This is a genomic window from Hydrogenophaga sp. R2, from assembly GCF_049843595.1.
Lineage (GTDB): Bacteria > Pseudomonadota > Gammaproteobacteria > Burkholderiales > Burkholderiaceae_C > Hydrogenophaga.
In genome coordinates this window covers 539778-563494 of sequence record NZ_JBBHZN010000002.1, presented here as the reverse complement: position 1 = coordinate 563494, position 23717 = coordinate 539778, and the positions used below count along the sequence as shown (strand labels likewise).

The following is a 23717-nucleotide window of genomic DNA, read 5'->3' as shown; positions in this document are numbered from 1 at the left end:
CGGCGACAACGTGTCGATCACCGTCAAGCTGATCGCCCCGATCGCCATGGAAGAAGGCCTGCGCTTTGCCATCCGCGAAGGCGGCCGCACCGTCGGCGCCGGCGTCGTGGCCAAGATCATCGAGTAATCCGGATCATTCAAGGAACTCCCATGTCCACCAAGCAAAAGATCCGCATCCGCCTCAAGGCGTTTGATTACAAGCTGATCGACACCTCGGCCGCCGAGATCGTCGACACCGCCAAGCGCACCGGCGCCATCGTCAAGGGCCCCGTGCCCCTGCCGACCCGCATGAAGCGCTTCGACATCCTGCGTTCGCCGCACGTCAACAAGACCAGCCGCGACCAGCTCGAGATCCGCACCCACCAGCGTCTGATGGACATCGTCGATCCGACCGACAAGACGGTGGACGCGCTCATGAAGCTGGACCTCCCGGCCGGCGTGGACGTCGAGATCAAGCTGCAGTGATGCCGCAGCGTCGGCGCCCTTGAGGCGCTGGCGCTTGCATGAACAAGGCCCGCCGGATATACTGGCGGGCTTTCCAGCTTTTGCTGGAATGGGTTTGCTCGAGCGGATGGCGCCGGTCACGGCCGAAGTCACCGTTTCATCAACGCAGCCGCCGGCAACGGCACTGCACATCAGCCCCGGCCAATTGAAGTCGGGAACGGAGAAAACAATGAGTCTTAGCAACTCCCTCGGGTTGTTGGGTCGCAAGGTGGGCATGATGCGCCTGTTCACCGATGACGGGGACGCAGTGCCTGTCACGGTGGTCGACGTGTCCAACAACCGTGTGACGCAAGTCAAAACCGACGCGAACGACGGCTACGTCGCTCTGCAGGTCACCTTCGGCAAGCGCCGCGCCTCCCGCGTGACCAAGCCCGAAGCCGGTCACCTGGCCAAGGCCGGTGTCGAAGCCGGTGAAATCATCAAGGAATTCCGCGTTGCCGCCGACGTGGCTGGTCAATACCAGCCGGGCGCCGTCGTGGCTCCTGCTTCCATCTTTGCCGCCGGCCAGAAGGTCGACGTGCAGGGCACCTCGATCGGTAAAGGCTACGCCGGCACCATCAAGCGCCACAACTTCAGCTCGCAGCGCGCCTCGCACGGCAACAGCCGTTCGCACAACGTGCCGGGCTCCATCTCCATGGCCCAGGATCCGGGCCGTGTGTTCCCGGGCAAGAAGATGACCGGCCACATGGGCGACGTGACCAAGACCATCCAGAACCTGGACATCGTCCGCGTGGACGAGGCCCGTGGCCTGCTGATGATCCGTGGCGCCGTGCCGGGTGCCAACGGCGGTTTCGTGACCGTCCGTCCCGCCATCAAGGCCAGCGCGGCCAAAGGAGCGAACTGATGCAAGTCGAACTCCTGAACGACCAGGGCCAGGCTGCATCCAACGTGGATGTGCCCGAGACCGTGTTTGGTCGTGACTACAACGAAGCCCTGATCCACCAGCTCGTGGTGGCCTACCAGGCGAACGCCCGTCAAGGTACGCGTGCACAAAAAGACCGTCAGATGGTCAAGCACTCGACCAAGAAGCCGTTCAAGCAGAAGGGCACCGGCCGCGCTCGCGCCGGTATGACGTCTTCCCCGCTGTGGCGCGGAGGCGGTCGCATCTTCCCGAACAGCCCTGACGAGAACTTCACCCAGAAGCTCAACAAGAAGATGTACCGCGCCGGCATGGCCTCCATCTTCTCGCAGCTGGTCCGTGAAGGCCGTCTGGCCGTGGTCGAGTCGATCAAGGTCGATTCGCCCAAGACCAAGCAGCTGGCCGACAAGTTCAAGGCCATGAACCTCAAGTCGGTCCTGGTGATCGCCGACGAGGTGGACGAGAACCTGTACCTGGCTTCGCGCAACCTGCCCAACGTGCTGGTGGTCGAGCCGCGTTACGCCGATCCGCTGTCGCTGGTGCACTACAAGAAGGTGATCGTCACCAAGGCGGCGATCGACCAGCTCAAGGAGATGTTCGCATGAGCACCGCACAATTCGACGAAGGCCGCCTGATGCAGGTCCTCGTGGCACCCATCGTGTCCGAGAAAGCCACCCAGGTCGCCGAGAAAACCAACGCCGTGCTGTTCAAGGTGCTGCGCGACGCCACCAAGCCCGAGATCAAGGCCGCCGTTGAGCTGATGTTCAAGGTCCAGGTCAAGGGTGTGTCCGTCGTCAACCAGAAGGGCAAGACCAAGCGCTTCGGCAAGACCGTGGGTCGCCGCGATCACGTTCGCAAGGCCTACGTGACGCTGCAGCCCGGTCAGGAACTGAACTTTGGCGGGGAGGCTGCGTAATCATGGCTGTCATCAAGATGAAACCGACTTCGCCAGGCCGTCGCGGCATGGTGAAGGTCACGCGTGACCACCTGCACAAGGGTGAAGGTTACGCCCCCCTGCTGGAACCCCAGTTCCAGAAGGCCGGCCGCAACAACAACGGCCACATCACCACCCGTCACAAGGGCGGTGGTCACAAGCACCACTACCGTGTGGTCGACTTCCGTCGCAACAAGGACAACATCCCTGCGAAGGTCGAGCGCATCGAGTACGACCCCAACCGCACCGCGCACATCGCGCTGCTGTGCTACGCCGACGGCGAGCGCCGCTACATCATCGCCCCGCGTGGCGTTGAGGTGGGCGCCACCCTGCTGTCGGGCTCGGAGTCGCCGATCCGCGTGGGCAACACCCTGCCGATCCGCAACATCCCGGTGGGTTCGACCATCCACTGCATCGAGCTGCAGGTCGGCAAGGGCGCCCAGATCGCCCGTTCCGCCGGCGCTTCGGCTGTGCTGCTGGCCCGCGAAGGCATCTACGCCCAGGTCCGGATGCGTTCCGGCGAAGTGCGCAAGATCCACGTGGACTGCCGCGCCACCATCGGCGAGGTGTCGAACACCGAGCACAGCCTGCGCCAGATCGGCAAGGCCGGTGTGAAGCGCCACATGGGCATCCGCCCGACCGTCCGTGGTACCGCGATGAACCCGATCGACCACCCGCACGGTGGTGGCGAGGGCAAGACCGGCGAAGGCCGCGCTCCGGTGGATCCGTGGGGCAACCTGACCAAGGGTTACCGCACCCGCAACAACCGCCGCACGCAGTCGATGATCGTCTCGCGTCGCAAGAAGTAAGGGGTTGACAACATGACTCGTTCGCTCAAAAAAGGTCCGTTTGTCGACCACCATCTGCTGGCCAAGGTTGAAAAAGCCGTGGCCACCAAGGACAAGAAGCCGGTGAAGACCTGGTCGCGCCGCTCCATGATCCTGCCCGAGTTCATCGGTCTGACCATTGCCGTGCACAACGGCAAGCAGCACGTGCCGGTCTACATCACCGACCAGATGGTCGGCCACAAGCTCGGCGAGTTCTCGCTGACGCGGACCTTCAAAGGTCACCCGGCCGACAAGAAAGCCAAGAAGTAAGGATCAACCATGACTACTGAAACCCGCTGTGTCGTCCGCGGCGTGCGCCTGTCGGTGGACAAGGGCCGTCTCGTGGCTGACCTGATTCGCGGCAAGAAGGTCGACCAGGCCCTCAACATCCTGATGTTCACGCAGAAGAAAGCGGCCGGCATCGTGAAGAAGGCCCTGGAGTCCGCCATCGCCAACGCTGAACACAACGACGGCGCCGACATCGACGAGCTGAAGGTCAAGACCATCTACGTCGAGCAAGGCACCACGCTCAAGCGTTTCTCGGCCCGCGCCAAAGGCCGCGGCAACCGCATCAGCAAACCCACGTGTCACATCTACGTGACGGTCGGCAACTGAGAGGCACTGGAACATGGGACAAAAAATCAACCCGACCGGCTTCCGCCTGGCCGTTTCGCGCAACTGGGCCAGCCGTTGGTACGCCAGCAACCGTGACTTCGCCGGCATGCTGGCCGAAGACATCAAGGTTCGCGAGTACCTCAAGGCCAAGCTGAAGAACGCCGCTGTGTCGCGCGTGGTCATCGAGCGCCCCGCCAAGAACGCCCGCATCACCATCTACTCGGCACGTCCGGGCGTGGTCATCGGCAAGAAGGGCGAGGACATCGAGAAGCTGAAGAAAGACCTGGCCGCCAAACTGGGCGTGCCGGTGGCCGTCAACATCGAGGAAGTGCGCAAGCCCGAGATCGATGCCAAGCTGATCGCCGACTCCATCACCCAGCAGCTCGAGAAGCGCATCATGTTCCGCCGCGCCATGAAGCGCGCGATGCAGAACGCCATGCGCCTGGGCGCCCAGGGCATCAAGATCATGTCGTCCGGTCGCCTGAACGGCATCGAGATCGCCCGCTGCGAGTGGTACCGCGAAGGTCGCGTGCCGCTTCACACCCTGCGCGCCGACATCGACTACGGCACCTCCGAAGCCAAGACCACCTACGGTGTGATCGGCGTGAAGGTGTGGGTCTACAAGGGTGACACCCTGGGCCGCAACGATCTGCCGGCCGTGGAGACCCCTCGCCCCGAGGAAGAGCGTCGCCCGCGTGGCCCGCGCCGTGACCGTGCCGAGCGTCCTGCCGGCCCGGCCGCCCGCGCCGCCGTGCGCCGTCCTGGCGCCAATGCCGCCCCGGCCGATGGCAGCGACAAGCCTGCCGAAGCCACGGGTGCCGACAGCAAACCCGCCGTTAAGCGCGTTCGTAAAGACGCACCCGCATCTGCAGCTGCGGACGGCAAAGGAGAATAAACATGTTGCAACCTGCCCGTCGCAAGTACCGCAAAGAGCAGAAAGGCCGCAACACCGGCGTCGCCACCAGTGGCGCGACCGTGGCCTTCGGCGATTTCGGTCTGAAGTCCACCGACCGCGGCCGTCTGACGGCCCGCCAGATCGAAGCCGCACGCCGTGCGATTTCCCGTCACGTCAAGCGTGGCGGCCGCATCTGGATCCGCGTGTTCCCGGACAAGCCGATCTCCAACAAGCCTGCCGAAGTCCGTATGGGCAACGGCAAGGGCTCGGTGGAGTACTACGTGGCCGAGATCCAGCCCGGCAAGGTGCTGTACGAGATCGTCGGTGTGCCCGAGCAGCTGGCCCGTGAGGCGTTCCAGCTGGCCGCTGCCAAACTTCCGCTGCGCACCACCTTCGTGACGCGCATGCTGGGTCAGTGATTCAGGAGAACATGAGATGAAAGCTGCTGAACTGCGCCAGAAGGATGTGGCCGGCCTCGAAGCCGAAGTGAAGAGCCTGCAGAAGGCCCATTTCGGCCTGCGCATGCAGAAGGCCACCCAACAACTCAACAACACCGCCACGCTGGGCGACACCCGTCGCGCCATTGCTCGTGCCAAGACCATCCTGGCCGAGAAACAGCGTGCGGCTGCCAAATAAAGGAGCGAATCCATGACGGAAGCCAAACCCGCCCTGAAGCGCACCTTGATCGGCAAGGTGGTGAGCGACAAGCGCGCCAAGACCGTGACGGTCCTGGTCGAGCGTCGCGTGAAGCACGAGCTCTACGACAAGATCGTGGCCAAGTCCAGCAAGTACCACGCCCATGACGAAAAGGGCGAGTACAAGATGGGTGACGTGATCGAGATCACCGAGAGCCGTCCGCTGTCCAAGACCAAGAACTGGGTGGCCACCCGCCTGGTTCAAAAGGCTGCCCTGGTGTAAGCCTGTTGATCGCTGCCCGCAGCGTTCGATCGAAAAGCGACCGACAATCCGGTCGCTTTTTTTATGGGTCGCGAATCGGTCGCTGCACCCGTCCATAACCCCGAGGAGAACCCGCATGATCCAAGTTGGTGACCAGCTGCCCGCCGCCACCCTGATGGAGTACATCGAAGTCGAAGGCAACGGCTGCAGCATCGGCCCGAACCCGGTCGATGTGCACAAGGCCGCCGCCGGCAAGACCATTGCCCTGTTTGCGCTGCCCGGCGCCTTCACGCCCACCTGCTCGGCCAAGCATGTGCCGGGTTATGTGGAGCACTTCGACGCCTTCAAGGCCGCCGGTGTGGACGAGATCTGGTGCGTGAGCGTGAACGACGCCTTCGTCATGGGCGCCTGGGCCCGCGATCAGAAGACCGGCGCCAAGGTGCGCATGCTGGGTGACGGCAGCGCCGAGTTCAGCAAGGGCACCGGCCTGACGCTGGACCTGACCGCCCGCGGCATGGGCCTGCGCAGCAACCGCTACTCCATGCTGGTCAAGGACGGTGTGGTCAAGAGCCTGAACATCGAAGCGCCGGGCAAGTTCGAGGTGAGCGACGCCGCCACGCTGCTGGCCCAGGCCAAGTCCCTGTAAGCAGAGCCGCGGCCCCACTAAAAAGGCCATCCGGGCTGACCCGGGTGGCCTTTGTCACGTCAGAGATCGGCCTTGAGGTAATGGGCGCCCGGGATGGGGTTGTGGTAGTAGGGTGCCACCTCCACGAACCCCGCTTCCTGGTAGAGCGCCCGTGCGGCTTCCATGTCGCTCAGGGTGTCGAGCAGGATGGTGGTGTAGCCCGCCAGCTGACCCAGGGTCATGATGCGCTCGACCAGCAGCCGGCCCAGACCGAAGCCTCGGAAGGCGCGGCGCACGAAGAGGCGCTTCATCTCGCACGCGTCGAGGTGGTCGGTGTTGAGCAGGGGGCGAAGGGCACAGCAGCCCGCCGGCTGGCCGTCCACCGTGGCCAGCAGCAGCGCGCCTGCGGGTGGCGCATAGTCGCCGGGCAGGGCGGCCAGTTCATCCGCAAACCCCTGAAAACACAGATCGATGCCGATGTCGGTCTGGTAGTCGGCAAACAGCTCGCGGATGGCCGCGATGTCGGCAGCGCCCTCGGCCAGGCGGATGTCGATCAGGGGAACGGACGGGTCGGTCATCGAAAGCAGGGGCTCGCAGGGGCGGGACGGACGGTCAATATACGCCAGCCCCGCTGCCGGACAGCCCGAACACCCAGACCACCACGGCGGCCGACGCCACCAGCAGCACCAGGGCCAGCACACGGCTGAGGGCATCGTCCCGGCTGGCCGGTGCGGGCTCGGGCAGCAGCTTGTCGCCGGTGACCATGGGCGTCACCAGCGGCGGATGACCCCGCAGGCGGTAGGCCACCAGCGCACCGATGTGCAGCACCACCAGTCCCAACACCAGCCATTGCCCCACCGACTTGTGCCAGCGGGTGGCGGTCGACACCCACTCGCCACCCACCAGAGGCACCAGCGGGCCGAAGAAGGCGATCTCGTCATCGGTCATCAGACCGCTGCCGACCTGGGTGGCCAGCACCAGCAGCATGGCCCAGACCGACAGGGCACCGAGCGGGCTGTGGCCCACGCGGTGCAGCGCTGGCGACCGGCCCTGCAGATAGGCCAGCAGCGACGACGGTCCGTACACAAAGCGCACAAACCGGGACCAGTGTCCGCCGACCAGGCCCCAGATCAGGCGCCACAGCAGCAGCGCCAGCACGGCCTGACCGAAGCGCAGATGCCAGTTCATGGCGTTGCCCCCGATCTGACCGGTGACCAGCAGGCCCAGCACCGCCAGCGCCAGGGACCAGTGGAACAGCCGGGTCGGCAGGTCCCAGACACGAACTCGATGCATGCTCAGCTCCTGTAAAGCCCGAAGAAAACCGAAGGACAAGCGGCCCTGCGGCCAGCGGTCATGTGCAGGGTGTTTAATCTGCCACAGCGGTCGACCACGGTGGCGCCCGCTTCCCCACAGGAGTTTCCATGAAGAAAGCCCTCAGCATTGCACTGGCTGCTGTTGCCCTCGCATCGGCCGCGCCCGCCATGGCCCAGTTCCAGAAGCCCGAAGACGCGGTCAAGTACCGCAAGGGCGCCTTCACCGTGATGGCAGCGCACTTCAGCCGCATCGGTGCCATGGCCAACGGCCGCGTGCCCTTTGACGCCAAGGTGGCGGCCGACAACGCGGCGCTGGTGGAGACGATGTCCAAGCTGCCGTGGGACGCCTTCGGCCCCGGCACCGACAAGGGCGATACCCGTGCGCTGCCGGCCATCTGGACCGAGCAGGCCCAGTTCAAGGCGGGCGCCGACAAGTTCCAGGCCGAGGCTGCCAAGCTCAATGCCGCCGCCAAGACCGGCAACCTCGATGCCATCAAGACCGCCTTCGGCGCGGTGGGCCAGAGCTGCAAGGCCTGCCACGACAACTACCGCAAGGACTGACGGGCCCGGCTGGCCGACCTCACGCGGCCAGCAGCTTCTCGATCAGCTGGTGCAGGGCCTCGAACGAGGGCTCGCCCACGTAACGTTTGACGATCTGGCCCTTCTTGTCGACCAGGTAGGTGGTCGGGGTCAGCTTCACGTCGCCCCAGGCCTGGGCGATCTCGCCGGTGTTGTCCAGTGCCACCTTGAACGGCAGCTGGCGCGACTGGGCAAAGTTCTGCACCCAGGCCGGCGGGTCGTAGCTCATGGCCACGGCCACGGTGTCGTAGCCGCGCGCCTGGTACTTGTTGTAAGTGGCCACCAGCTCGGGCATCTCCTTGACGCAGGACACGCAGGTGGTGGCCCAGAAATTCACCAGCGTGACCTTGCCCACCATGTCGGCGGTGCGCATCTGGCTGCCATCGAGCAGCACGAAGGTCGACGGCGGGGCCGGATCGCCACTGCTGCAGCCGGTCAGACCCAGCAGGCCGGCGGCACCGGCCAGGCCGACCGCACCGGTGCCACCCAGGAAACGGCGGCGGGATGCGAGCGGCAGCGAGAGGGGGTGTTCGGCGGGAAGACGCGAGGTTGTCATGGGATGCTCCGGGGGCTACATTGACCGCTGGTCGTCGATTCGTCACTGTCAGGAGGAACCCATGCAGCGCCGTCAGTTTACCCAGCACGCTTCCGTCGGCCTCCTGTTGTGGGCAGTCCAGCAGCAGGCCTGGGCACTGTCGCTCTCCGACATCAGCAACCAGGACGCCGCGCAGGGCATCAAGGTGGCGCTGGAGAAGGGCGCTACGGCGGCCGTGGCGCTGCTGGGCCGACCGGATGGATTCCTGGGCAATCCGAAAGTTCGGATTCCCTTGCCGGGCTATCTGGAGGACGCGGCCAAGCTCATGAAGTTCACCGGCCAGGGCCCCAAGGTGGACGAACTGGTGACCAGCATGAACCGCGCCGCCGAGGCCGCGGTGCCGATGGGGCGTGACCTGCTGGTGGGCGCGGTCAAGTCCATGACGGTGACCGATGCCAAGAACATCCTCACCGGCGGTGACGATTCGGTCACCCGGTTCTTTGCCGACCGCACCCGCGTACCCCTGGGCGACAAGTTCCTGCCGGTGGTGACCCGGGCCACCGAGAAGGTGGGTCTGGCCCAGCGCTACAACGATGTGGCGGGCAAGGCCGCCGGCATGGGGCTGGTGAAGAAGGAAGACGCCAACATCCAGCGCTACGTCACCGGCAAGTCGCTCGACGGCCTCTACACCATCATCGGCGAGGAGGAGCGCAAGATCCGGCAGGACCCGGTGGGCAGTGGCAGCGCGGTGCTGTCCAAGGTGTTCGGCGCCCTGCGCTGAGCGATCACCTCAGCGCAGCCGGCGTCGGGCCTCGGCCAGGCGGGCGTCCAGGTACTCGCCGTAGAAGTCGGGCACCGCCACGCCCACCAGGCGCTCGGCCAGTTCACGCCCGTCCGGCCCGAAGAACAGCACCGTGGGCGTGAAACGCGCCTTCCACGCGGTGGCCATGTTGGCCGGTGTGCTGGTCTCGCCGGCAAATCCCTGCAGCACCGATTGCCGGTCCCGCACATCGATCTCCACCGCCACCACCTCGCCCCGCTTCAGCATGGGTCCCAGGTGGCTGTTGCGCACCACCTCGCAGTACACGCAGCCGGCCAGGCTGGTCATGACCACCAGCGGCTCACCGCGCTGGGCCGCGGCCTGTGCGGCGCCGCGCAGCGAGCGGGGGACGGGCAGGTGCTGGCCTGCCATTCAGATGGCGCCTTTCTCGCGCAGCGCGGCCACGTCCTGTGCGCTCATGCCCAGCCAGTCGGCCAGCACCGCCTCGGTGTGCTGACCCAGCAGGGGCGGCGGCAGGTCGGTGCGCACCGGTGTGGCACTGAGCTTGAGGGGGCTGGCCACCAGGGCCACCGGTGTGGCACTCAGCGGGTGCTGCCACTCGTGCACCATGCCCCGGTGCAGCACGTGCGGGTCGGCAAACACCTCGGCCAGGTTGTTGATCGGGCCGCAGGGCACCTTGGCCGCTTCCAGCGCGGACAGCCAGTCGTGTTTGCGCCGTGTCTTCATGATGGATTCCAGCAGGGGCACCAGCACCTCGCGGTGGCGCACCCGGTTCTGGTTGCGGGCATAGCGCTCGTCGGCCGCGATGTCGGGCCGCCCCGCCACGTCGCAGAACTTAGCGAACTGCCCGTCGTTGCCCACCGCCAGGATGATGTGCTGCGGCCGGCCCTGTTCGTCGGGCGCCACCTCGAACACCTGGTAGGGGACGATGTTGGCGTGGGCATTGCCCGCGCGCCCGGGCACCTTGCCTTCCTCGCGGCCACGCACCAGGTAGTTGGCGCCCAGGTTGGCCAGCATGGCGACCTGGGTGTCGAGCAGGGCCATGTCGATGTGCTGGCCTTCGCCGGTGCGTTCGGCATGGCGCAGCGCGGCCTGGATGGCCACCGTCGCATACAGGCCGGTGAACAGGTCGGCCACCGCCACGCCCACCTTCTGCGGGCCGCCACCGGGCAGGTCGTCGCGTTCGCCGGTGACGCTCATCAGCCCGCCCATGCCCTGCACCGCGTAGTCGTAACCCGCACGATCGGCATAGGGCCCGGTCTGGCCGAAGCCGGTGATGGAGCAGTACACCAGCCGGGGGTTGATGGCACGCAGGCTCTCGAAGTCCAGCCCGTAGCGGGCCATGTCGCCGACCTTGTAGTTCTCCACGAACACGTGGGCATAGCGGGCCAGGTCGCGGATCAGGGCTTGTCCGGCGGGGGTGGCGATGTCGCAGGTGATGGAGCGCTTGTTGCGGTTGGCGCCCAGGTAGTAGGCGGCCTCTGCCGTGTCCTGTCCGTCCGCACCGCGCAGGAAGGGCGGTCCCCAGCCCCGGGTGTCGTCGCCACCGGGATGGCGTTCGCCGGGCGGGCGCTCGACCTTGATGACGTCGGCCCCCAGGTCGGCCAGCGTCTGGGTGCACCAGGGGCCCGCGAGCACGCGGGAGCAATCGAGTATGCGGATACCATCCAGAGCATTCATGCGGTCATTGTGCGCGAGTGCCGGGCCGCCCGCCTCTCCGATCGACCATCCCCATGTCCTTCCGCCCTTCGCGCGTCACCCCGGCGACGCTGCCCGCCCTGGTGCTGGCGGCGCTGCTGCTGTCAGCCTGCAGCCCCACCTTCAACTGGCGCACCGTGCGTCCCGACGGCGCTGCCCTGCAGGCGCTCATGCCCTGCAAGCCCGACGAGGCCCGCCGTGACACCCCGCTGGGGGGCGCGGTCACGCCGCTGAACATGCTCAGCTGCGATGCCGGTGGCGTGACCTTCGCCCTGGCCTGGGCCGACGTGGGCAGCGCGGAGCGGGTGTCGGCCGCACTGGTTCAGTGGCGGCTGGCCTCGCTGATCAGCCTGAAGGCAGCGCCGGATGCCGCGCGTGGCTGGACCCAGACGGTCCCGGGCGCCGAACGCACCGAGGGCATGGAAGTGCAGGGCGTGCGGCACGACGGCAGCGCCACCCAGGCCCGGGTGCTCTACCTGGTCAAGGGCACGCGGGTGTACCAGGCAGCGATCTATGGCGCCGGCATCGGCCGCGAGGAAAGCACCACCTTCTTCGAAGGCCTGCAGCTGCCATGAGCGCCACCGCGACGGCAGCGGCGACCACCCCGGCCGCCCCGGATGACCGCCTGAGCGCCCGCGTGGCGGTGCTGGTGTTCCTGGCGTTCGCGCTGACCTACTTCTTCTCGGCCCTGATGCGGGCCGTCACGGCCACGTTGTCGCCCACGCTGAGCGCGGAGTTCGATCTCAGCGCCAGCGACCTGGGTCTGCTGGCCGGCGGCTACTTCTTCGGCTTTGCCCTGACCCAGTTGCCCATGGGCAACTGGCTGGACCGGCATGGACCGCGTCGGGTGGTGCTGGGGTTCCTGGTCATGGCGGTGCTGGGCTGTGCTGCCTTTGCGCTGGCCGAGAGCTTTGCCGGGCTGCTGGCCTCGCGCGTGCTGGTGGGCATGGGCGTGAGCGCCTGCCTGATGGCGCCGCTGACGGGTTTTCGCCGCTGGCTCGATCCGGCCACCCAGCTGCGCGCCAACTCCTGGATGCTCATGACCGGCTCGCTGGGCATGGTGGCCTCCACGCTGCCGGTGCAGTGGCTGCTGCCCCACATCGGCTGGCGTGGCCTGTTCTGGGCGCTGGCCGCCGCCACGCTGCTGTGCATGGTGGTGCTGGCCCTGACCGCGCCGGCCTGGCGCCAGCCCGCCGAGGCCTCGGACGCCGGCGGCCCCGACGCGGTGGCGCCGGGCTACGGCATCGTGTGGCGCCACCCTTACTTCCAGCAGCTGCTGCCGCTGGGGCTGGTGAACTACGGCGGCATGATCGCGGTGCAGACGCTGTGGGCCGGGCCGTGGATGGTCAAGCTCGGCGGGCAGACCCCGGCCCAGGCGGCGGCCGGCCTGTTCGGCATCAACCTGTCCATGCTCACGACCTTCTGGCTCTGGGGCCTGGTATCGCCGCACCTGGCGCGGCGGCAGATCCGGCCCGAAGACCTGATCGCCTGGGGGCAGCCGCTGAGCCTGGCGCTGCTGCTCGCCATCGTGCTCATGGGCGGGCAGGCCGGCTGGGTGATGTGGGCGCTGTTCTGCACCACCAGCACCGTGGTCACGCTGTCGCAGCCCGCCATCGGCATGGCGCTGCCGCCGCAGGCCGCGGGCCGGGGGCTGTCGGCTTTCAACCTGGCCATCTTCCTGGGGGTCTTTCTGGTGCAGTGGGCCATCGGCCTGCTCATCGACGCCTTCAGCCTGACCGGCTGGTCCGAGCCCGACCGTTTCCGCGCCGCCATCCTGGTGTTCGCGCTGGCCTGCGTGCTGGCCTATGCCCGTTTCTGGCGGGCCTGGCGCCGGCAGGGCCGCTAAACTGCGCGACATGAACGGCATCCTCATCGTGGCCCACGCGCCGCTCGCATCGGCCTTGCGGCAATGCGTGCTGCATGTGTTTCCCGATGCCACCGACGCGGTGGCCGCCCTGGACGTCCAGCCCAATGTGCCACCCGAAGAGTCGCTGGCCCAGGCCCGCATGCTGGTGCGCCAGACCGGCCTGAAGCAGACCCTGGTGCTGACCGACGTGTTCGGCGCCACCCCCTGCAACGTGGCGCAGAAGCTGGTGGACGGCGTGAGCACCAAGCTCATCACCGGCGTGAACCTGCCCATGCTGCTGCGCACCGTGTCGTACCGCCACGAGTCGCTCGACGCGCTGGTTACCCGGGCTCTGGTGGGCGCCACCCAGGGCGTCATCCAGGTGGCCGTGACCGCTCCCCAGAACCAGGCCCGCCGCTCCACCCATGATCAAGACCACCGCGACCATCAGCAATAAGCTCGGCCTGCACGCCCGGGCCTCGGCCAAGCTCACCAAGCTGGCCGGCAGCTTTGCCTGCGACGTGTTCATGTCGCGCGGCGACCGCCGCGTGAACGCCAAGAGCATCATGGGCGTCATGATGCTGGCCGCCGGCATCGGCACCACGGTCGACATCGAGACCAGCGGCGCCGACGAGCAGGCCGCCATGGACGCCATCGTGGCCCTCATCAACGACAAGTTCGGCGAGGGCGAATGACCTTCAGCGTGCACGGCCTGGCGGTGTCCCGGGGCGTGGCCATCGGGCGGGCGGTCATCGTCGCCTCCAGCCGGGTGGACGTGGCGCACTACTTCGTGCAGCCCGACCAGATCGAGGCCGAGATCCAGCGCCTGCGGCGTGCGCGCGATGTGGTGTCGGAAGACATCGCCCGCGTCCAGCAGGGCCTGCACGATCTCGGTCCGGCCGACGCCCACCCCGAACTCACGGCACTGCTCGACGTGCACCTGATGCTGCTGCAGGACGAGCAGCTCACCAGCGGCGTGAAGCACTGGATCACCGAGCGCCGCTACAACGCCGAGTGGGCCCTGACCACGCAGCTGGAGCTGATCGCCCGCCAGTTCGACGAGATGGAGGACCCCTACCTGCGTGAACGCAAGGCCGACCTGGAGCAGGTGGTCGAGCGCATGCTGCGGGTGATGCGCGGCGGTGAGTCGCCCATGGACCTGCCCGGTCAGCCGGGTGGTGCGCGCCAGGGCGGGGGCGACGAGCCCCTGGTGCTGATCGCGCACGACCTGTCCCCGGCCGACATGCTGCAGTTCAAGCAGAGCGTGTTCGCCGGCTTCGTGACCGATGTGGGTGGCAAGACCAGCCACACCGCCATCGTGGCCCGCAGCATGGACATCCCCGCCGTGGTGGGTGCCCGCTCGGCCAGCCACCTCATCAACCAGGACGACTGGGTGGTCATCGACGGTGATGCCGGTGTGGTGGTGGTCGACCCCTCGCCCATCGTGCTGGCCGAATACGGTTTCAAGCAGCGCCAGGGCGAGATCGAGCGCGAGCGCCTGTCACGGCTCAAGCACACACCGGCGGTCACGCTGGATGGGCAGACCATCGAGCTGCTGGCCAACATCGAGCAGCCCTCCGATGCGGTGGCGGCGCTCAAGGCCGGCGCGGTGGGTGTGGGCCTGTTCCGCAGCGAATTCCTGTTCATGGGCCGCAACGGACGCCTGCCGGACGAAGAGGAGCAGTACCAGGCCTACCGTGCCGCGGTGGAGGGCATGCAGGGCCTGCCGGTAACCATCCGCACGGTGGACGTGGGCGCCGACAAGCCGCTGGACCGCAACACCGCCCGCAGCGACGACCACCTCAATCCGGCGCTGGGCCTGCGTGCCATCCGCTGGAGCCTGGCCGACCCGGCCATGTTCCTGGAGCAGCTGCGCGCCATCCTGCGGGCCTCCGCACACGGGCCGGTCAATCTGTTGATCCCCATGCTGGCCCACGCCACCGAGATCCGCCAGACGCTGGCGCTGGTGCAGAAGGCCCGCGATCAGCTGGACGCCGCCTGCCAGCCCCATGGCCGCGTGAAGCTGGGCGCCATGATCGAGATACCGGCGGCCGCGCTCACGGTGCCGATGTTCCTGAAGCATTTCGACTTTCTCTCCATCGGCACCAACGACCTGATCCAGTACACCCTGGCGATCGACCGGGCCGACGAGGCGGTGTCGCACCTCTACGACCCCATGCATCCGGCCGTGCTGCAGCTGGTGGCCGGCACCATTGCCCAGGGGCGGGCGCAGGGCAAGAGCGTGAGCGTGTGTGGCGAGATGGCGGGCGACGTGGCCATGACCCGCCTGTTGCTGGGCATGGGGCTGCGCAGCTTTTCCATGCACCCCTCGCAGATCCTGCAGGTCAAGCAGCAGATCCTGCGCAGCGACACGGCCAAGCTCGAAGCCTGGGCGCAGCGCGTGCTGACGGCCGACGACCCGGCCACCCTGCTGCGCGACTAGGCGTGCCGGGCCTTCGCTGCGGCCGGTGCCCGGGTGGCCACGATGGCCGCGCCGATGATCATCACCGCTGCGGCGGCCACGCTCAGGCTGGGCTTTTCGCCGCGCACCGCCAGCAGCACCAGGGTGGACAGCAGTGGCGTGAGGAAACTCAGCACCCCGATCTGACGTGGGTCACCCCGTTTGAGGGCCGCATCCCACAAAAAGAAGGCACCCCCCAGCGGCCCGAGCCCCAGCAGGGCGATCAGCAGCAGGTCGCGCACGCTCAGGTCCACCGCCGGCTCCAGCAGCGCATGGCACAGCAGGGACAGCAGACCCGACACCACCGCAAAGCTGCCGATGGCCGCGGTGGGGAAGGCCGCCACCCGCCGCGTCAGCAGCGAATAGCTCGACCAGATGAAGGCCGCCAGCAGCGCGGGCACATAACCCCAGGCCCAGACCACACCCGTGCCCCCGCCCTGGCCGCTGCCGCCCAGGATGGCCAGCGCGGCACCGGCAAAACCCACCAGCGCGGCCACGATGTGGCGGGCGGACAGGGTCACGCCGCGCAGGAACAGCGGCGCCATCACCACGATGCCCAGGGGCCACAGGTAGTTCACCAGATTGGCCTGCACCGGCGGCGCGTGGCGCAGCGCGATGAACAGCAGGAAGTGGTACACGAACAGCCCGTACACGCCCAGGGCCAGTGTGGTGGGCGGCACCCGCCACTGGCGCAGGTCGAAGCGCGAGAGCGGCAACGCGATCAGGCTGCCCATCAGCAGGGACAGGCCGGTCAGCAGGAATGGCGGAACGTGGGCGAGCGACACACCCAGTGCCGCGAGCGAGGCCCACAGCGCGATGGCGCACAGGGCCAGCAGGTTGGCGGAGTTCATGCCCCGATCATCGCCGAGCGCATCGTCGCGCGACGCGGGTAAGCCGTTGTGCGACGCGGGTCAGGTGTTGCGGCGTCGCAGCGCAGCCGTCAGGGCCGATGGCGAGCGGTACCCGCTGAGCCGGGCCACCTGCGCCATGCCCAGGCCCTGCGCACGCAGTGCCTCTGCCTGGTCCAGCTGCAGCTGGCGCAACCACTGCTGCGTGCTCCGGCCCTGTTCGCTGCGGCACCGGGCCGCAAACTGCGCCGGGCTCAGATGCACCTGCCGGGCCAGGTCCGCCACTTCCAGCCGGTCATGTTTCCAGCGGGTGCGGGCCCAGTCGGCCAGACCGGTCCAGTCGATGGGACGTTGCATGCGCTGCAGGCGTGGCACCGTGCCGGTGGCGGCGCCCCAGCTTTCCAGCAACAGAGCGGGGCCGACCTGCTGCGCCTGCGGCAGAGCCTGGCGGCAGGCATCGGCCAGGTAGCGGGCCAGGGCCCAGGTGGCGCCGGCGGGGTGCTGCTGCACCGAGGCCCAGCCGGGCGCCCGGCTGTCCAGCACCAGGCAGCGGGCGCCGTGGCGGGATTCGAAATCGTGCCGCTCGCCGGGGGGCACCACGCAGCCCTGTCCGGCCCCGATGCGCCGTCCGCGCCCGGCCACTTCGAGTTCCAGCATGCCGTCCAGACCGACCAGGATCTGGAAGTGATCGTGGTCGTGGCTGCCGTGGGAGGCGCCGTAGGCGCGCACGCTCAGGTGGTCGTGCGCGGGGCCGTCCATGTCACTTGGCGAGGGACTCCAGCACGCCATGGGCCTGCTGGTCGGCGTGGTAGCTGCTGCGCACCATGGCGCCCACGGCGGCATGGGTGAAGCCCATCTCGTAGGCCTTGGCCTCGAACATCTTGAAGGTGTCCGGGTGCACGTAGCGGCGCACCGGCAGGTGGTGACCGCTGGGTGCCAGGTACTGGCCGATGGTGAGCATGTCGATCTGGTGGTCGCGCATGTCCTGCATCACCTGCAGGATTTCCTCGTCGGTCTCGCCCAGGCCCACCATCAGGCCGCTCTTGGTGGGCACCTGCGGGAAGAGCGCCTTGAACTTCTTGAGCAGGTTCAGGCTGAAGGCGTAGTCGGAGCCGGGGCGCGCTTCCTTGTACAGGCGCGGCACGGTTTCCAGGTTGTGGTTCATCACGTCCGGCGGCGCGGCCTTGAGGATGTCGAGCGCACGGTCGTCGCGGCCGCGGAAGTCGGGCACCAGCACCTCGATGGTGGTCTCGGGCGACAGTTCGCGCGTCTTGCGGATGCACTCCACGAAGTGGCCGGCACCGCCGTCGCGCAGATCGTCGCGGTCCACGCTGGTGATCACCACGTACTTCAGCTTGAGCTGGGCAATGGTCTTCGCCAGGTTGAGCGGCTCGTCGGCATCCAGCGGGTCGGGGCGGCCGTGGCCCACGTCGCAGAACGGGCAGCGGCGGGTGCACTTGTCGCCCATGATCATGAAGGTGGCCGTGCCCTTGCCGAAGCATTCGCCGATGTTGGGGCAGCTGGCCTCCTCGCACACCGTCACCAGCTTGTTGGTGCGCAGGATGTCCTTGATCTCGTAGAAGCGGGTGGTGGGGCTGCCAGCCTTCACGCGGATCCACTCCGGCTTCTTGAGCACCTCGGCCGGGGCGATCTTGATCGGGATGCGCGCCGTCTTGGCCTGGCTCTTCTGCTTGGCGGTGGGATCGTAGGTCGCGGCCGGTTCGGCTTCGCGGACGGTCGGCGCAGACGGGTTGGAAGGGCTGCTCATGGCCAGACGGCGGCTCGTGGCCGCAGGGTTGCAGGGAGTTCAGGAACCCAGCATGGCCATGAGCTTCTGGCTCAGCACGCGGGCCGCATCGTCCCAGGAAACGGAAACGCCGATTGTAGAAAGGTCCACCGTCGGCAGACCCGCGTAGCCACAAGGGTTGATGCGCAGAAAGGGCTCCAGGTCCATGGCCACATTCAGGGCCACGCCGTGGTACGTGCAGTGCCGGCTGACCTTGATGCCCAGCGCGGCGATCTTGCCCACGCCGGTGAAGTCCGGCTCGGGTGGCGGGCTGCCGGGTTCGCGGCGGCCAGGGGCCTGCGGCAGGCGCGCGTGGCCGAAAGGGTCGTCCAGCCGCACATAGATGCCGGGCGCGCCGGCCACCCGGTGCCCGGTCACGCCGAAGTGGTCCAGCGTGCGGATGACGGCCTCTTCCACCCGGTAGACGTATTCCTTGACGAAGTAACCGGTCCGCTGCAGGTCGATCAGCGGATAGGCCACCACCTGGCCCGGGCCATGGAAGGTGACCTGCCCGCCGCGGTTGGTGGGCACCACCGGAATGCCGCCCGGCGAGAGCAGGTGATCGGCCCGACCGGCCAGGCCCTGGGTGAACACCGGCGGGTGCTCGCAGATCCAGAGCTCGTCAGGCGATCCGGCCGTGCGCTGCGCCGTGAAGGCCTGCATGGCCTCATAGGTGGGCAGGTAATCCACCCGACCCAGCCACCGGAGCTCCATGGCCGGCCTGCTCAGAGCACCACCTTGACCATGGGGTGGCTGGTCAGGGTGCGGTAGAGCTCGTCGAGCTGTTCGCGGCTGGTCACGCGCACCGACAGGGTCAGGCCCATGTAGTTGCCGGCCTTGCTGGGCCGCTGTTCGACGGTGGCAGCGTCGAACCCGGCGTCGAAGGCCGTGGCCACATGCACCATGGCCGCCAGGAAACCGTCCACATTCGCGCCCATCACCTTGATGGGGAAGTGACACGGGTATTCGATGAGGGACTGCTCGGGCGGGATGTTCATGGGGCTTCCAGGCGAAGGCGCCGATTATCGATGTGCAGGCCCCGCCGCAGCCGGGCCGGCATGCCTACCGGGGCAGGGTACGCAAGCGTCAGCCGAGCCTTGACGGACCCATCGGGTTTCTACGTATAATCAATGGCTTTGCAACCCGGACACCTTCGTAACCCGTCTGTAACTCGTGGGCACGAACATGCAGAACCGCACGTCGTACCCGCCAGCGCTGACCGATGAAGAAGATGGGGTGCAGGAACCCGAATTCAAGCCGCTGACGCGCGAACAGGCGCAGCAGTGGCGGTCCACCCAGCCGGAGCTATCGCCCTGGCACCTGGTGGCGGCCCAGTGCCTGATGGGTCTGGGTCTGGCGGCTCTTGCGGCCCTGGTCACCCGTTCGGTGTCCGTGTCGATGTCGGTTTTGTATGGTGCCTGCGCGGTGGCGCTGCCTTCGGCTCTGATGGCCTGGGGCATGACGTCCAGCGCGCTGGCCCGATCCCTGTCGGGTGTGGCCCAGGCCGCGCTGGCGGGTTTCTTCTTCTGGGAAGGCGTCAAGATCCTTCTCGCCATGGCCATGCTGGTGGCGGCGAGATGGGTGGTGCCCGACCTCAGCTGGCCCGGCCTTCTGATCGGGCTGGTGCTGGTTCTCAAGGTCTACTGGCTGGGTTTCTGGATCCAGTCGCGCAGATCGCGTGCTCAACGTTGAGGGTGGCCGGGCAACCGCCGTCCTCTGACCATCGGTAAAACGAACATGGCTGCTGAAGGTACTCTGACCCCGGGCGAATACATTCGCCACCACCTGGTCCACCTGACCAACGTCAAGCAGAAATCCATCGTCGATTTCTCCGTGATCAACATCGACTCGGTGGTGGTCAGCAGCGTGCTGGGTCTGCTCACCGTGTTCGTGCTGTGGCTGGCCGCGCGCAAGGCCACGGCCGGCGTGCCGGGCCGCTTCCAGGCGGCGGTGGAAATGCTGGTCGAGATGGTCGACCAGCAGGCCAAGTCGGTCATCCACAACGCCCAGAGCCGCAAGCTGGTGGCTCCCATGGCGCTGACCGTGTTCGTCTGGATCTTCATGATGAACTTCATGGACATGCTGCCGGTCGACCTGCTGCCCCAGATCTGGCACAAAGCCGGCCCTGCCATGGGCTACCCCGACTACCTGCGCGTGGTGCCCACCGCCGATCTCTCGACCACCCTGGGTCTGTCGGTGTCGGTGCTGCTGCTCTGCCTGTTCTACAACATCAAGATCAAAGGCCTGGGCGGCTGGGCGCACGAGCTCGTGTGCGCGCCCTTCGGCACCAGCAAGAACCCGGTGTGGGCGCTGCTGCTGGGCGTGGTGAACTTCCTGATGCAGATGATCGAGTTCGTGGCGAAGACGGTTTCGCACGGCATGCGGTTGTTTGGCAACATGTTCGCGGGTGAGCTGGTGTTCATGCTGATCGCGCTGCTGGGTGCTTACGCCACCCTCTCGCTCGGCGGTGGACTCTTCTTCGTCGGACACCTGATCGCCGGCACGATCTGGACGCTGTTCCACATTCTGGTCATCGTCCTGCAGGCGTTCATCTTCATGATGCTGGCCCTGATCTATCTGGGTCAAGCGCATGACGCTCACTGACGCGACCGTTTTCGGACGCGCTGGGGTATCTCTCGTTTCTTTCCTTTCTCAACTCACTTCCATCAACTAGGAGTCATCATGGAAAACGTTCTGGGTCTTGTCGCACTGGCTTGCGGTCTCATCGTCGGTCTGGGCGCCATCGGCGCCTCCATCGGTATTGCACTGATGGGCGGCAAATTCCTCGAATCGTCGGCCCGTCAGCCCGAGCTGATGAACGACCTGCAGACCAAGATGTTCATTCTGGCCGGTCTGATCGACGCCGCCTTCCTGATCGGCGTGGCCATTGCCCTGCTGTTCGCTTTCGCCAACCCGTTCACCCTGTAATCGGGTCTGCTGCCCAGGCGGACTCGGGGCGCGTGACGGCCAAGGCCGCACGCCGCTGATTCCCGGTCCCCTGGCAGCCGGAGCGTCACCACTCTTGTCAACACACAGAAAGGCGTTGCGATGAACATCAATGCAACCCTCTTTGCGCAGGCCATCGTCTTTGCGATCCTGGTGTGGTTCACGATGAAATTCGTGTGGCCCCCGATCGCCAAGGCCCTGGATGAGCGTGCCGCGAAGATTTCCGAAGGTCTTGCCGCCTCTGAAAAGGCCAAGTCCGAGCTGGCCGTGGCCAACAAGCGGGTTGAAGAGGAGTTGAGCAAATCGCGCAACGAGTCCGCCACCCGTCTGGCCGACGCCGAGCGCCGCGCCCAGGCCGTCCTCGAGGAAGCCAAGGCCCGCGCCACCGAGGAGGCTGCCAAGATCGTCGCCGCTGCCCGCCAGGAAGCGGAAGCCCAGGTGGTCAAGGCCCGCGAACAGCTGCGCGAGCAGGTGGCCGCTCTGGCCGTCAAGGGTGCGGAGCAGATCCTGCGCAAGGAAGTCAATGCCAGCGTGCATGCCGACCTCCTGAACCGCCTGAAGACCGAACTCTGATCCACTGCCCCCCGGCAATCAAAGGACAACCATGGCTGAAATCGCCACCATTGCCCGCCCCTATGCGGAAGCGCTGTTCAAGGCCACCGGCAACGGTGCAGCCGGCGCGACCGCCTGGCTGGACGAGCTGGCTGCCGTGGCTGCCAACGAGCAGCTGCGCCAGTTCGCCGACAACCCCAAGTCCACCGTCGACCAGGTGTATGGCCTGGTGACCGGCGTGATGAAGTCGGCCCTCGATGGCATCGGTCAGAACTTCCTGCGCACCGTCATCGAGAACGGTCGTCTGGCAGCGCTGCCCGAGATCGCCGCCCAGTTCCGTGCGCTGAAGAACGCACAGCAGGGCGCCTTTGATGCCGTGGTCCACAGTGCCTTCCCGCTGGACGCGGCCGCCCTGGCCGACCTGTCCGGCGTGCTGGAGAAGCGCTTCGGCCGCAAACTCAACCTCCAGGTCGAACTGCAGCCCGAGCTCATCGGCGGCATTCGCGTCGTGGTGGGTGACGAGGTGCTCGACACCTCGGTCAAAGCCCGCCTGGAACAGATGAAAGTTGCCCTGACGGCCTAAGGCCGACCCTCAGGCGCGCAAACCCCTAACGAAAGAAGGAAAGAGTCATGCAACTCAATCCCGCCGAAATCTCCGAACTGATCAAGTCCCGCATCGAGGGTCTGGCCGCTTCTGCCGATGTGCGCAACCAGGGCACCGTGGTGTCCGTGACCGACGGCATCGTGCGCGTGCACGGCCTGTCGGACGTGATGCAGGGCGAAATGCTGGAATTCCCCGCCAACAAGGACGGCGTGCCCTCCTTCGGCCTGGCCCTGAACCTCGAGCGCGACTCGGTCGGCGCCGTGATCCTGGGTGAATACGAGCACATCTCCGAAGGCGACACGGTCAAGTGCACCGGCCGCATCCTGGAAGTGCCGGTCGGTCCCGAGCTGATCGGCCGTGTGGTGAACGCCCTGGGCCAGCCCATCGACGGCAAGGGCCCGATCAACGCCAAGCTGACCGACGTGATCGAGAAGGTCGCTCCCGGCGTGATCGCCCGCAAATCGGTGGACCAGCCGGTGCAGACCGGTCTGAAGTCGATCGACTCGATGGTGCCCGTCGGTCGTGGCCAGCGCGAGCTGATCATCGGCGACCGCCAGACCGGCAAGACCGCCGTGGCCATCGACGCCATCATCAACCAGAAGGGTCAGAACATGACCTGCATCTACGTCGCCATCGGCCAGAAGGCGTCGTCGATCAAGAACGTGGTGCGCGCCCTCGAGCAGGCCGGCGCCATGGACTACACCATCGTCGTGGCCGCCTCGGCCTCCGAATCCGCCGCCATGCAGTACCTGTCGGCTTACGCCGGCTGCACCATGGGCGAGTACTTCCGCGACCGCGGCCAGGACGCCCTGATCGTGTACGACGACCTGTCCAAGCAGGCCGTGGCCTACCGCCAGGTGTCGCTGCTGCTGCGCCGTCCCCCGGGCCGTGAAGCCTACCCCGGCGACGTGTTCTACCTGCACAGCCGTCTGCTCGAGCGCGCCGCCCGCGTGAACGCCGACTACGTCGAAGCCTTCACCAAGGGTGAAGTCAAGGGCAAGACCGGCTCGCTGACCGCACTGCCCATCATCGAGACCCAGGCCGGTGACGTGTCCGCCTTCGTGCCGACCAACGTGATCTCGATCACCGACGGCCAGATCTTCCTGGAAACCAACCTGTTCAACGCCGGTATCCGTCCCGCCATCAACGCCGGTATCTCGGTGTCGCGCGTCGGTGGTGCAGCCCAGACCGATCTGATCAAGAAGCAGTCCGGCGGCATCCGTACCGACCTGGCCCAGTACCGTGAACTGGCTGCCTTCGCGCAGTTCGCCTCCGATCTGGACGAGGCCACCCGCAAGCAGCTCGACCGCGGTGCCCGCGTGACCGAGCTGCTGAAGCAGGCCCAGTACAGCCCGCTGTCCATCTCCCTGATGGCCGCTTCGCTGTTCGCCGTGAACAAGGGCTACCTGGACGACGTCGAAGTCAAGAAGGTGCTGTCGTTCGAAGCCGGTCTGCATGCTTTCCTGAAGGACAAGCACGCTGCCCTGCTGCAGAAGATGGAAGGCGGCAAGGCGCTGGACAAGGACAAGGAAGCCGAAGCCCAGCTGTCCGCTGCCATCGCCGAGTTCAAGAAGACCGGCACGTACTGAGCCGTCCATTGACCCGATAAAGG

General features: G+C 66.8%; 35 protein-coding genes and 1 pseudogene. 26 read left to right on the top strand and 10 right to left on the bottom strand.

Translation table 11 applies throughout. The features are described from left to right. The 13 genes and pseudogenes from WD026_RS11275 to WD026_RS11215 form a co-directional block, all read left to right on the top strand. Positions 1–127: pseudogene (locus tag WD026_RS11275) on the top strand (elongation factor Tu); the annotation flags it as partial. A 23-nt stretch (positions 128–150) separates the two neighbouring features. After that, positions 151–465 (top strand): 30S ribosomal protein S10, encoded by a 315-nt coding sequence (gene rpsJ / locus WD026_RS11270; RefSeq protein WP_066157716.1) that lies wholly within the window; start codon positions 151–153, stop codon positions 463–465. 208 nt (positions 466–673) lie between these two features. Beyond that, positions 674–1348 carry a 50S ribosomal protein L3 gene (rplC, locus tag WD026_RS11265; RefSeq protein WP_425723756.1) on the top strand — a complete coding sequence of 225 codons (675 nt, stop codon included), beginning with the start codon at positions 674–676 and terminating at the stop codon, positions 1346–1348. Continuing rightward, complete coding sequence (gene rplD, locus WD026_RS11260) at positions 1348–1968, top strand: 50S ribosomal protein L4 (protein ID WP_302174173.1); 621 nt, start codon at positions 1348–1350, stop codon at positions 1966–1968. The genes rplC and rplD overlap by 1 nt, the downstream gene beginning before the upstream one ends. Continuing rightward, positions 1965–2279, top strand: a complete 315-nt coding sequence (rplW, locus tag WD026_RS11255) for a 50S ribosomal protein L23 (RefSeq protein ID WP_425723738.1) — start codon at positions 1965–1967, stop codon at positions 2277–2279. Before rplD ends, rplW begins: the two co-directional genes overlap by 4 nt. 2 nt (positions 2280–2281) lie before the next feature. After that, positions 2282–3106 carry a 50S ribosomal protein L2 gene (gene rplB, locus WD026_RS11250; RefSeq protein WP_302174169.1) on the top strand — a complete coding sequence of 275 codons (825 nt, stop codon included), beginning with the start codon at positions 2282–2284 and terminating at the stop codon, positions 3104–3106. A gap of 12 nt (positions 3107–3118) precedes the next feature. Beyond that, positions 3119–3394, top strand: coding sequence for a 30S ribosomal protein S19 (gene rpsS, locus WD026_RS11245; protein ID WP_302174167.1), 276 nt, complete (start codon positions 3119–3121; stop codon positions 3392–3394). A 9-nt stretch (positions 3395–3403) separates the two neighbouring features. Continuing rightward, positions 3404–3739 carry a 50S ribosomal protein L22 gene (gene rplV / locus WD026_RS11240; RefSeq protein WP_302174166.1) on the top strand — a complete coding sequence of 112 codons (336 nt, stop codon included), beginning with the start codon at positions 3404–3406 and terminating at the stop codon, positions 3737–3739. 13 nt (positions 3740–3752) lie between these two features. Beyond that, on the top strand, positions 3753–4634 hold the full coding sequence (rpsC, locus tag WD026_RS11235; RefSeq protein WP_425723737.1) for a 30S ribosomal protein S3: 882 nt from the start codon (positions 3753–3755) through the stop codon (positions 4632–4634). Between the two features lie 2 nt (positions 4635–4636). Next, positions 4637–5053 (top strand): 50S ribosomal protein L16, encoded by a 417-nt coding sequence (gene rplP, locus WD026_RS11230; RefSeq protein ID WP_425723736.1) that lies wholly within the window; start codon positions 4637–4639, stop codon positions 5051–5053. Between the two features lie 16 nt (positions 5054–5069). Further along, positions 5070–5270, top strand: a complete 201-nt coding sequence (gene rpmC / locus WD026_RS11225; RefSeq protein WP_308331124.1) for a 50S ribosomal protein L29 — start codon at positions 5070–5072, stop codon at positions 5268–5270. A gap of 12 nt (positions 5271–5282) precedes the next feature. Then, positions 5283–5552, top strand: coding sequence for a 30S ribosomal protein S17 (rpsQ, locus tag WD026_RS11220; protein ID WP_425723735.1), 270 nt, complete (start codon positions 5283–5285; stop codon positions 5550–5552). Between the two features lie 115 nt (positions 5553–5667). Further along, on the top strand, positions 5668–6177 hold the full coding sequence (locus tag WD026_RS11215) for a peroxiredoxin (protein ID WP_425723734.1): 510 nt from the start codon (positions 5668–5670) through the stop codon (positions 6175–6177). Between the two features lie 59 nt (positions 6178–6236). On the opposite strand, the gene WD026_RS11210 is transcribed toward WD026_RS11215, so the two are convergent. Together WD026_RS11210 and WD026_RS11205 are read right to left on the bottom strand one after the other, a co-directional pair. Beyond that, positions 6237–6734, bottom strand: coding sequence for a GNAT family N-acetyltransferase (locus tag WD026_RS11210; protein ID WP_425723733.1), 498 nt, complete (start codon positions 6732–6734; stop codon positions 6237–6239). Positions 6735–6768: 34 nt separating this feature from the next. Beyond that, a complete protein-coding gene (locus WD026_RS11205) occupies positions 6769–7449 on the bottom strand; it encodes a cytochrome b/b6 domain-containing protein (RefSeq protein WP_425723732.1) in 681 nt (226 codons plus the stop codon). Between the two features lie 128 nt (positions 7450–7577). Between WD026_RS11205 and WD026_RS11200 the strand changes: the two genes are divergently transcribed. Beyond that, positions 7578–8030 (top strand): c-type cytochrome, encoded by a 453-nt coding sequence (locus tag WD026_RS11200; RefSeq protein WP_425723731.1) that lies wholly within the window; start codon positions 7578–7580, stop codon positions 8028–8030. 19 nt (positions 8031–8049) lie between these two features. Here the strand turns inward: WD026_RS11200 and WD026_RS11195 are convergent, their stop codons facing one another. Then, complete coding sequence (locus tag WD026_RS11195) at positions 8050–8604, bottom strand: TlpA family protein disulfide reductase (RefSeq protein WP_425723730.1); 555 nt, start codon at positions 8602–8604, stop codon at positions 8050–8052. Positions 8605–8665: 61 nt separating this feature from the next. On the opposite strand from WD026_RS11195, the gene WD026_RS11190 reads away from it, so the two are divergent. After that, positions 8666–9364, top strand: a complete 699-nt coding sequence (locus tag WD026_RS11190) for a DUF4197 domain-containing protein (protein ID WP_425723729.1) — start codon at positions 8666–8668, stop codon at positions 9362–9364. Positions 9365–9373: 9 nt separating this feature from the next. Here the strand turns inward: WD026_RS11190 and WD026_RS11185 are convergent, their stop codons facing one another. Beyond that, positions 9374–9775: a thioredoxin fold domain-containing protein gene (locus tag WD026_RS11185; RefSeq protein ID WP_425723728.1), complete on the bottom strand. Its 402-nt coding sequence runs from the start codon at positions 9773–9775 to the stop codon at positions 9374–9376. Next, positions 9776–11044 (bottom strand): CaiB/BaiF CoA transferase family protein, encoded by a 1269-nt coding sequence (locus tag WD026_RS11180; RefSeq protein ID WP_425723727.1) that lies wholly within the window; start codon positions 11042–11044, stop codon positions 9776–9778. It abuts the gene before it with no gap. A gap of 53 nt (positions 11045–11097) precedes the next feature. On the opposite strand from WD026_RS11180, the gene WD026_RS11175 reads away from it, so the two are divergent. The 5 genes from WD026_RS11175 to ptsP are packed head-to-tail and all read left to right on the top strand — an operon-like array spanning position 11098 to position 15351. Then, positions 11098–11637 (top strand): hypothetical protein, encoded by a 540-nt coding sequence (locus WD026_RS11175; protein ID WP_425723726.1) that lies wholly within the window; start codon positions 11098–11100, stop codon positions 11635–11637. Then, on the top strand, positions 11634–12908 hold the full coding sequence (locus tag WD026_RS11170) for an MFS transporter (protein WP_425723725.1): 1275 nt from the start codon (positions 11634–11636) through the stop codon (positions 12906–12908). Before WD026_RS11175 ends, WD026_RS11170 begins: the two co-directional genes overlap by 4 nt. A 10-nt stretch (positions 12909–12918) precedes the next feature. Beyond that, positions 12919–13365 carry a PTS sugar transporter subunit IIA gene (locus WD026_RS11165; RefSeq protein WP_425723724.1) on the top strand — a complete coding sequence of 149 codons (447 nt, stop codon included), beginning with the start codon at positions 12919–12921 and terminating at the stop codon, positions 13363–13365. Then, positions 13334–13603: an HPr family phosphocarrier protein gene (locus WD026_RS11160; protein ID WP_425723723.1), complete on the top strand. Its 270-nt coding sequence runs from the start codon at positions 13334–13336 to the stop codon at positions 13601–13603. Before WD026_RS11165 ends, WD026_RS11160 begins: the two co-directional genes overlap by 32 nt. Then, on the top strand, positions 13600–15351 hold the full coding sequence (ptsP, locus tag WD026_RS11155) for a phosphoenolpyruvate--protein phosphotransferase (protein ID WP_425723722.1): 1752 nt from the start codon (positions 13600–13602) through the stop codon (positions 15349–15351). The genes WD026_RS11160 and ptsP overlap by 4 nt, the downstream gene beginning before the upstream one ends. Here the strand turns inward: ptsP and WD026_RS11150 are convergent. Genes WD026_RS11150 through WD026_RS11130 form a run of 5 tightly spaced genes read right to left on the bottom strand, consistent with a single transcriptional unit; the run spans position 15348 to position 19001 of the window. Further along, positions 15348–16220, bottom strand: coding sequence for a DMT family transporter (locus tag WD026_RS11150; RefSeq protein ID WP_425723721.1), 873 nt, complete (start codon positions 16218–16220; stop codon positions 15348–15350). The genes ptsP and WD026_RS11150 overlap by 4 nt on opposite strands. Positions 16221–16280: 60 nt before the next feature. Then, positions 16281–16976, bottom strand: coding sequence for a helix-turn-helix domain-containing protein (locus WD026_RS11145; RefSeq protein ID WP_425723720.1), 696 nt, complete (start codon positions 16974–16976; stop codon positions 16281–16283). 1 nt (position 16977) lies between these two features. After that, the gene (gene lipA, locus WD026_RS11140; RefSeq protein WP_425723719.1) at positions 16978–17985 is read right to left on the bottom strand and encodes a lipoyl synthase; all 1008 of its coding nucleotides are present in this window, start codon (positions 17983–17985) and stop codon (positions 16978–16980) included. A gap of 39 nt (positions 17986–18024) precedes the next feature. Beyond that, positions 18025–18717 carry a lipoyl(octanoyl) transferase LipB gene (gene lipB, locus WD026_RS11135; protein ID WP_425723718.1) on the bottom strand — a complete coding sequence of 231 codons (693 nt, stop codon included), beginning with the start codon at positions 18715–18717 and terminating at the stop codon, positions 18025–18027. Positions 18718–18728: 11 nt separating this feature from the next. Further along, positions 18729–19001, bottom strand: a complete 273-nt coding sequence (locus tag WD026_RS11130) for an HP0495 family protein (protein WP_425723717.1) — start codon at positions 18999–19001, stop codon at positions 18729–18731. A gap of 187 nt (positions 19002–19188) precedes the next feature. On the opposite strand from WD026_RS11130, the gene WD026_RS11125 reads away from it, so the two are divergent. The 6 genes from WD026_RS11125 (at position 19189) to atpA (ending at position 23694) form a co-directional block, all read left to right on the top strand. Further along, positions 19189–19695, top strand: a complete 507-nt coding sequence (locus WD026_RS11125) for an ATP synthase subunit I (RefSeq protein ID WP_425723716.1) — start codon at positions 19189–19191, stop codon at positions 19693–19695. Positions 19696–19740: 45 nt separating this feature from the next. Then, positions 19741–20607 carry a F0F1 ATP synthase subunit A gene (atpB, locus tag WD026_RS11120; protein ID WP_425723715.1) on the top strand — a complete coding sequence of 289 codons (867 nt, stop codon included), beginning with the start codon at positions 19741–19743 and terminating at the stop codon, positions 20605–20607. Between the two features lie 78 nt (positions 20608–20685). Next, the gene (gene atpE, locus WD026_RS11115) at positions 20686–20931 is read left to right on the top strand and encodes a F0F1 ATP synthase subunit C (protein ID WP_009519254.1); all 246 of its coding nucleotides are present in this window, start codon (positions 20686–20688) and stop codon (positions 20929–20931) included. A gap of 120 nt (positions 20932–21051) precedes the next feature. After that, entirely contained in the window at positions 21052–21522 is a 471-nt protein-coding gene (locus WD026_RS11110; RefSeq protein ID WP_425723714.1) for a F0F1 ATP synthase subunit B, read from the top strand. A 31-nt stretch (positions 21523–21553) separates the two neighbouring features. Beyond that, positions 21554–22084 (top strand): F0F1 ATP synthase subunit delta, encoded by a 531-nt coding sequence (locus WD026_RS11105; protein WP_425723713.1) that lies wholly within the window; start codon positions 21554–21556, stop codon positions 22082–22084. A 47-nt stretch (positions 22085–22131) separates the two neighbouring features. After that, positions 22132–23694, top strand: coding sequence for a F0F1 ATP synthase subunit alpha (gene atpA, locus WD026_RS11100; RefSeq protein ID WP_425723712.1), 1563 nt, complete (start codon positions 22132–22134; stop codon positions 23692–23694). The last annotated feature ends 23 nt before the right edge of the window (positions 23695–23717 follow it).

Bases quoted from the DNA above. Each gene is read 5' to 3' on its own strand.
- rpmC (WP_308331124.1), top strand. From the start codon at position 5,070: ATGAAAGCTGCTGAACTGCGCCAGAAGGATGTGGCCGGCCTCGAAGCC.
- rpsJ (WP_066157716.1), top strand. From the start codon at position 151: ATGTCCACCAAGCAAAAGATCCGCATCCGCCTCAAGGCGTTTGATTAC.
- rplW (WP_425723738.1), top strand. From the start codon at position 1,965: ATGAGCACCGCACAATTCGACGAAGGCCGCCTGATGCAGGTCCTCGTG.
- WD026_RS11175 (WP_425723726.1), top strand. From the start codon at position 11,098: ATGTCCTTCCGCCCTTCGCGCGTCACCCCGGCGACGCTGCCCGCCCTG.
- WD026_RS11185 (WP_425723728.1), bottom strand. From the start codon at position 9,775: ATGGCAGGCCAGCACCTGCCCGTCCCCCGCTCGCTGCGCGGCGCCGCA.
- WD026_RS11180 (WP_425723727.1), bottom strand. From the start codon at position 11,044: ATGAATGCTCTGGATGGTATCCGCATACTCGATTGCTCCCGCGTGCTC.
- WD026_RS11210 (WP_425723733.1), bottom strand. From the start codon at position 6,734: ATGACCGACCCGTCCGTTCCCCTGATCGACATCCGCCTGGCCGAGGGC.
- lipB (WP_425723718.1), bottom strand. From the start codon at position 18,717: ATGGAGCTCCGGTGGCTGGGTCGGGTGGATTACCTGCCCACCTATGAG.
- atpA (WP_425723712.1), top strand. From the start codon at position 22,132: ATGCAACTCAATCCCGCCGAAATCTCCGAACTGATCAAGTCCCGCATC.
- WD026_RS11190 (WP_425723729.1), top strand. From the start codon at position 8,666: ATGCAGCGCCGTCAGTTTACCCAGCACGCTTCCGTCGGCCTCCTGTTG.
- lipA (WP_425723719.1), bottom strand. From the start codon at position 17,985: ATGAGCAGCCCTTCCAACCCGTCTGCGCCGACCGTCCGCGAAGCCGAA.
- WD026_RS11165 (WP_425723724.1), top strand. From the start codon at position 12,919: ATGAACGGCATCCTCATCGTGGCCCACGCGCCGCTCGCATCGGCCTTG.
- rplC (WP_425723756.1), top strand. From the start codon at position 674: ATGAGTCTTAGCAACTCCCTCGGGTTGTTGGGTCGCAAGGTGGGCATG.
- rpsQ (WP_425723735.1), top strand. From the start codon at position 5,283: ATGACGGAAGCCAAACCCGCCCTGAAGCGCACCTTGATCGGCAAGGTG.
- WD026_RS11160 (WP_425723723.1), top strand. From the start codon at position 13,334: ATGATCAAGACCACCGCGACCATCAGCAATAAGCTCGGCCTGCACGCC.
- atpE (WP_009519254.1), top strand. From the start codon at position 20,686: ATGGAAAACGTTCTGGGTCTTGTCGCACTGGCTTGCGGTCTCATCGTC.
- WD026_RS11195 (WP_425723730.1), bottom strand. From the start codon at position 8,604: ATGACAACCTCGCGTCTTCCCGCCGAACACCCCCTCTCGCTGCCGCTC.
- ptsP (WP_425723722.1), top strand. From the start codon at position 13,600: ATGACCTTCAGCGTGCACGGCCTGGCGGTGTCCCGGGGCGTGGCCATC.
- WD026_RS11150 (WP_425723721.1), bottom strand. From the start codon at position 16,220: ATGAACTCCGCCAACCTGCTGGCCCTGTGCGCCATCGCGCTGTGGGCC.
- WD026_RS11145 (WP_425723720.1), bottom strand. From the start codon at position 16,976: ATGGACGGCCCCGCGCACGACCACCTGAGCGTGCGCGCCTACGGCGCC.
- WD026_RS11205 (WP_425723732.1), bottom strand. From the start codon at position 7,449: ATGCATCGAGTTCGTGTCTGGGACCTGCCGACCCGGCTGTTCCACTGG.
- atpB (WP_425723715.1), top strand. From the start codon at position 19,741: ATGGCTGCTGAAGGTACTCTGACCCCGGGCGAATACATTCGCCACCAC.
- rplB (WP_302174169.1), top strand. From the start codon at position 2,282: ATGGCTGTCATCAAGATGAAACCGACTTCGCCAGGCCGTCGCGGCATG.
- WD026_RS11215 (WP_425723734.1), top strand. From the start codon at position 5,668: ATGATCCAAGTTGGTGACCAGCTGCCCGCCGCCACCCTGATGGAGTAC.
- rplV (WP_302174166.1), top strand. From the start codon at position 3,404: ATGACTACTGAAACCCGCTGTGTCGTCCGCGGCGTGCGCCTGTCGGTG.
- WD026_RS11105 (WP_425723713.1), top strand. From the start codon at position 21,554: ATGGCTGAAATCGCCACCATTGCCCGCCCCTATGCGGAAGCGCTGTTC.
- rplD (WP_302174173.1), top strand. From the start codon at position 1,348: ATGCAAGTCGAACTCCTGAACGACCAGGGCCAGGCTGCATCCAACGTG.
- WD026_RS11110 (WP_425723714.1), top strand. From the start codon at position 21,052: ATGAACATCAATGCAACCCTCTTTGCGCAGGCCATCGTCTTTGCGATC.
- rpsS (WP_302174167.1), top strand. From the start codon at position 3,119: ATGACTCGTTCGCTCAAAAAAGGTCCGTTTGTCGACCACCATCTGCTG.
- WD026_RS11200 (WP_425723731.1), top strand. From the start codon at position 7,578: ATGAAGAAAGCCCTCAGCATTGCACTGGCTGCTGTTGCCCTCGCATCG.
- rplP (WP_425723736.1), top strand. From the start codon at position 4,637: ATGTTGCAACCTGCCCGTCGCAAGTACCGCAAAGAGCAGAAAGGCCGC.
- WD026_RS11130 (WP_425723717.1), bottom strand. From the start codon at position 19,001: ATGAACATCCCGCCCGAGCAGTCCCTCATCGAATACCCGTGTCACTTC.
- WD026_RS11170 (WP_425723725.1), top strand. From the start codon at position 11,634: ATGAGCGCCACCGCGACGGCAGCGGCGACCACCCCGGCCGCCCCGGAT.
- WD026_RS11125 (WP_425723716.1), top strand. From the start codon at position 19,189: ATGCAGAACCGCACGTCGTACCCGCCAGCGCTGACCGATGAAGAAGAT.
- rpsC (WP_425723737.1), top strand. From the start codon at position 3,753: ATGGGACAAAAAATCAACCCGACCGGCTTCCGCCTGGCCGTTTCGCGC.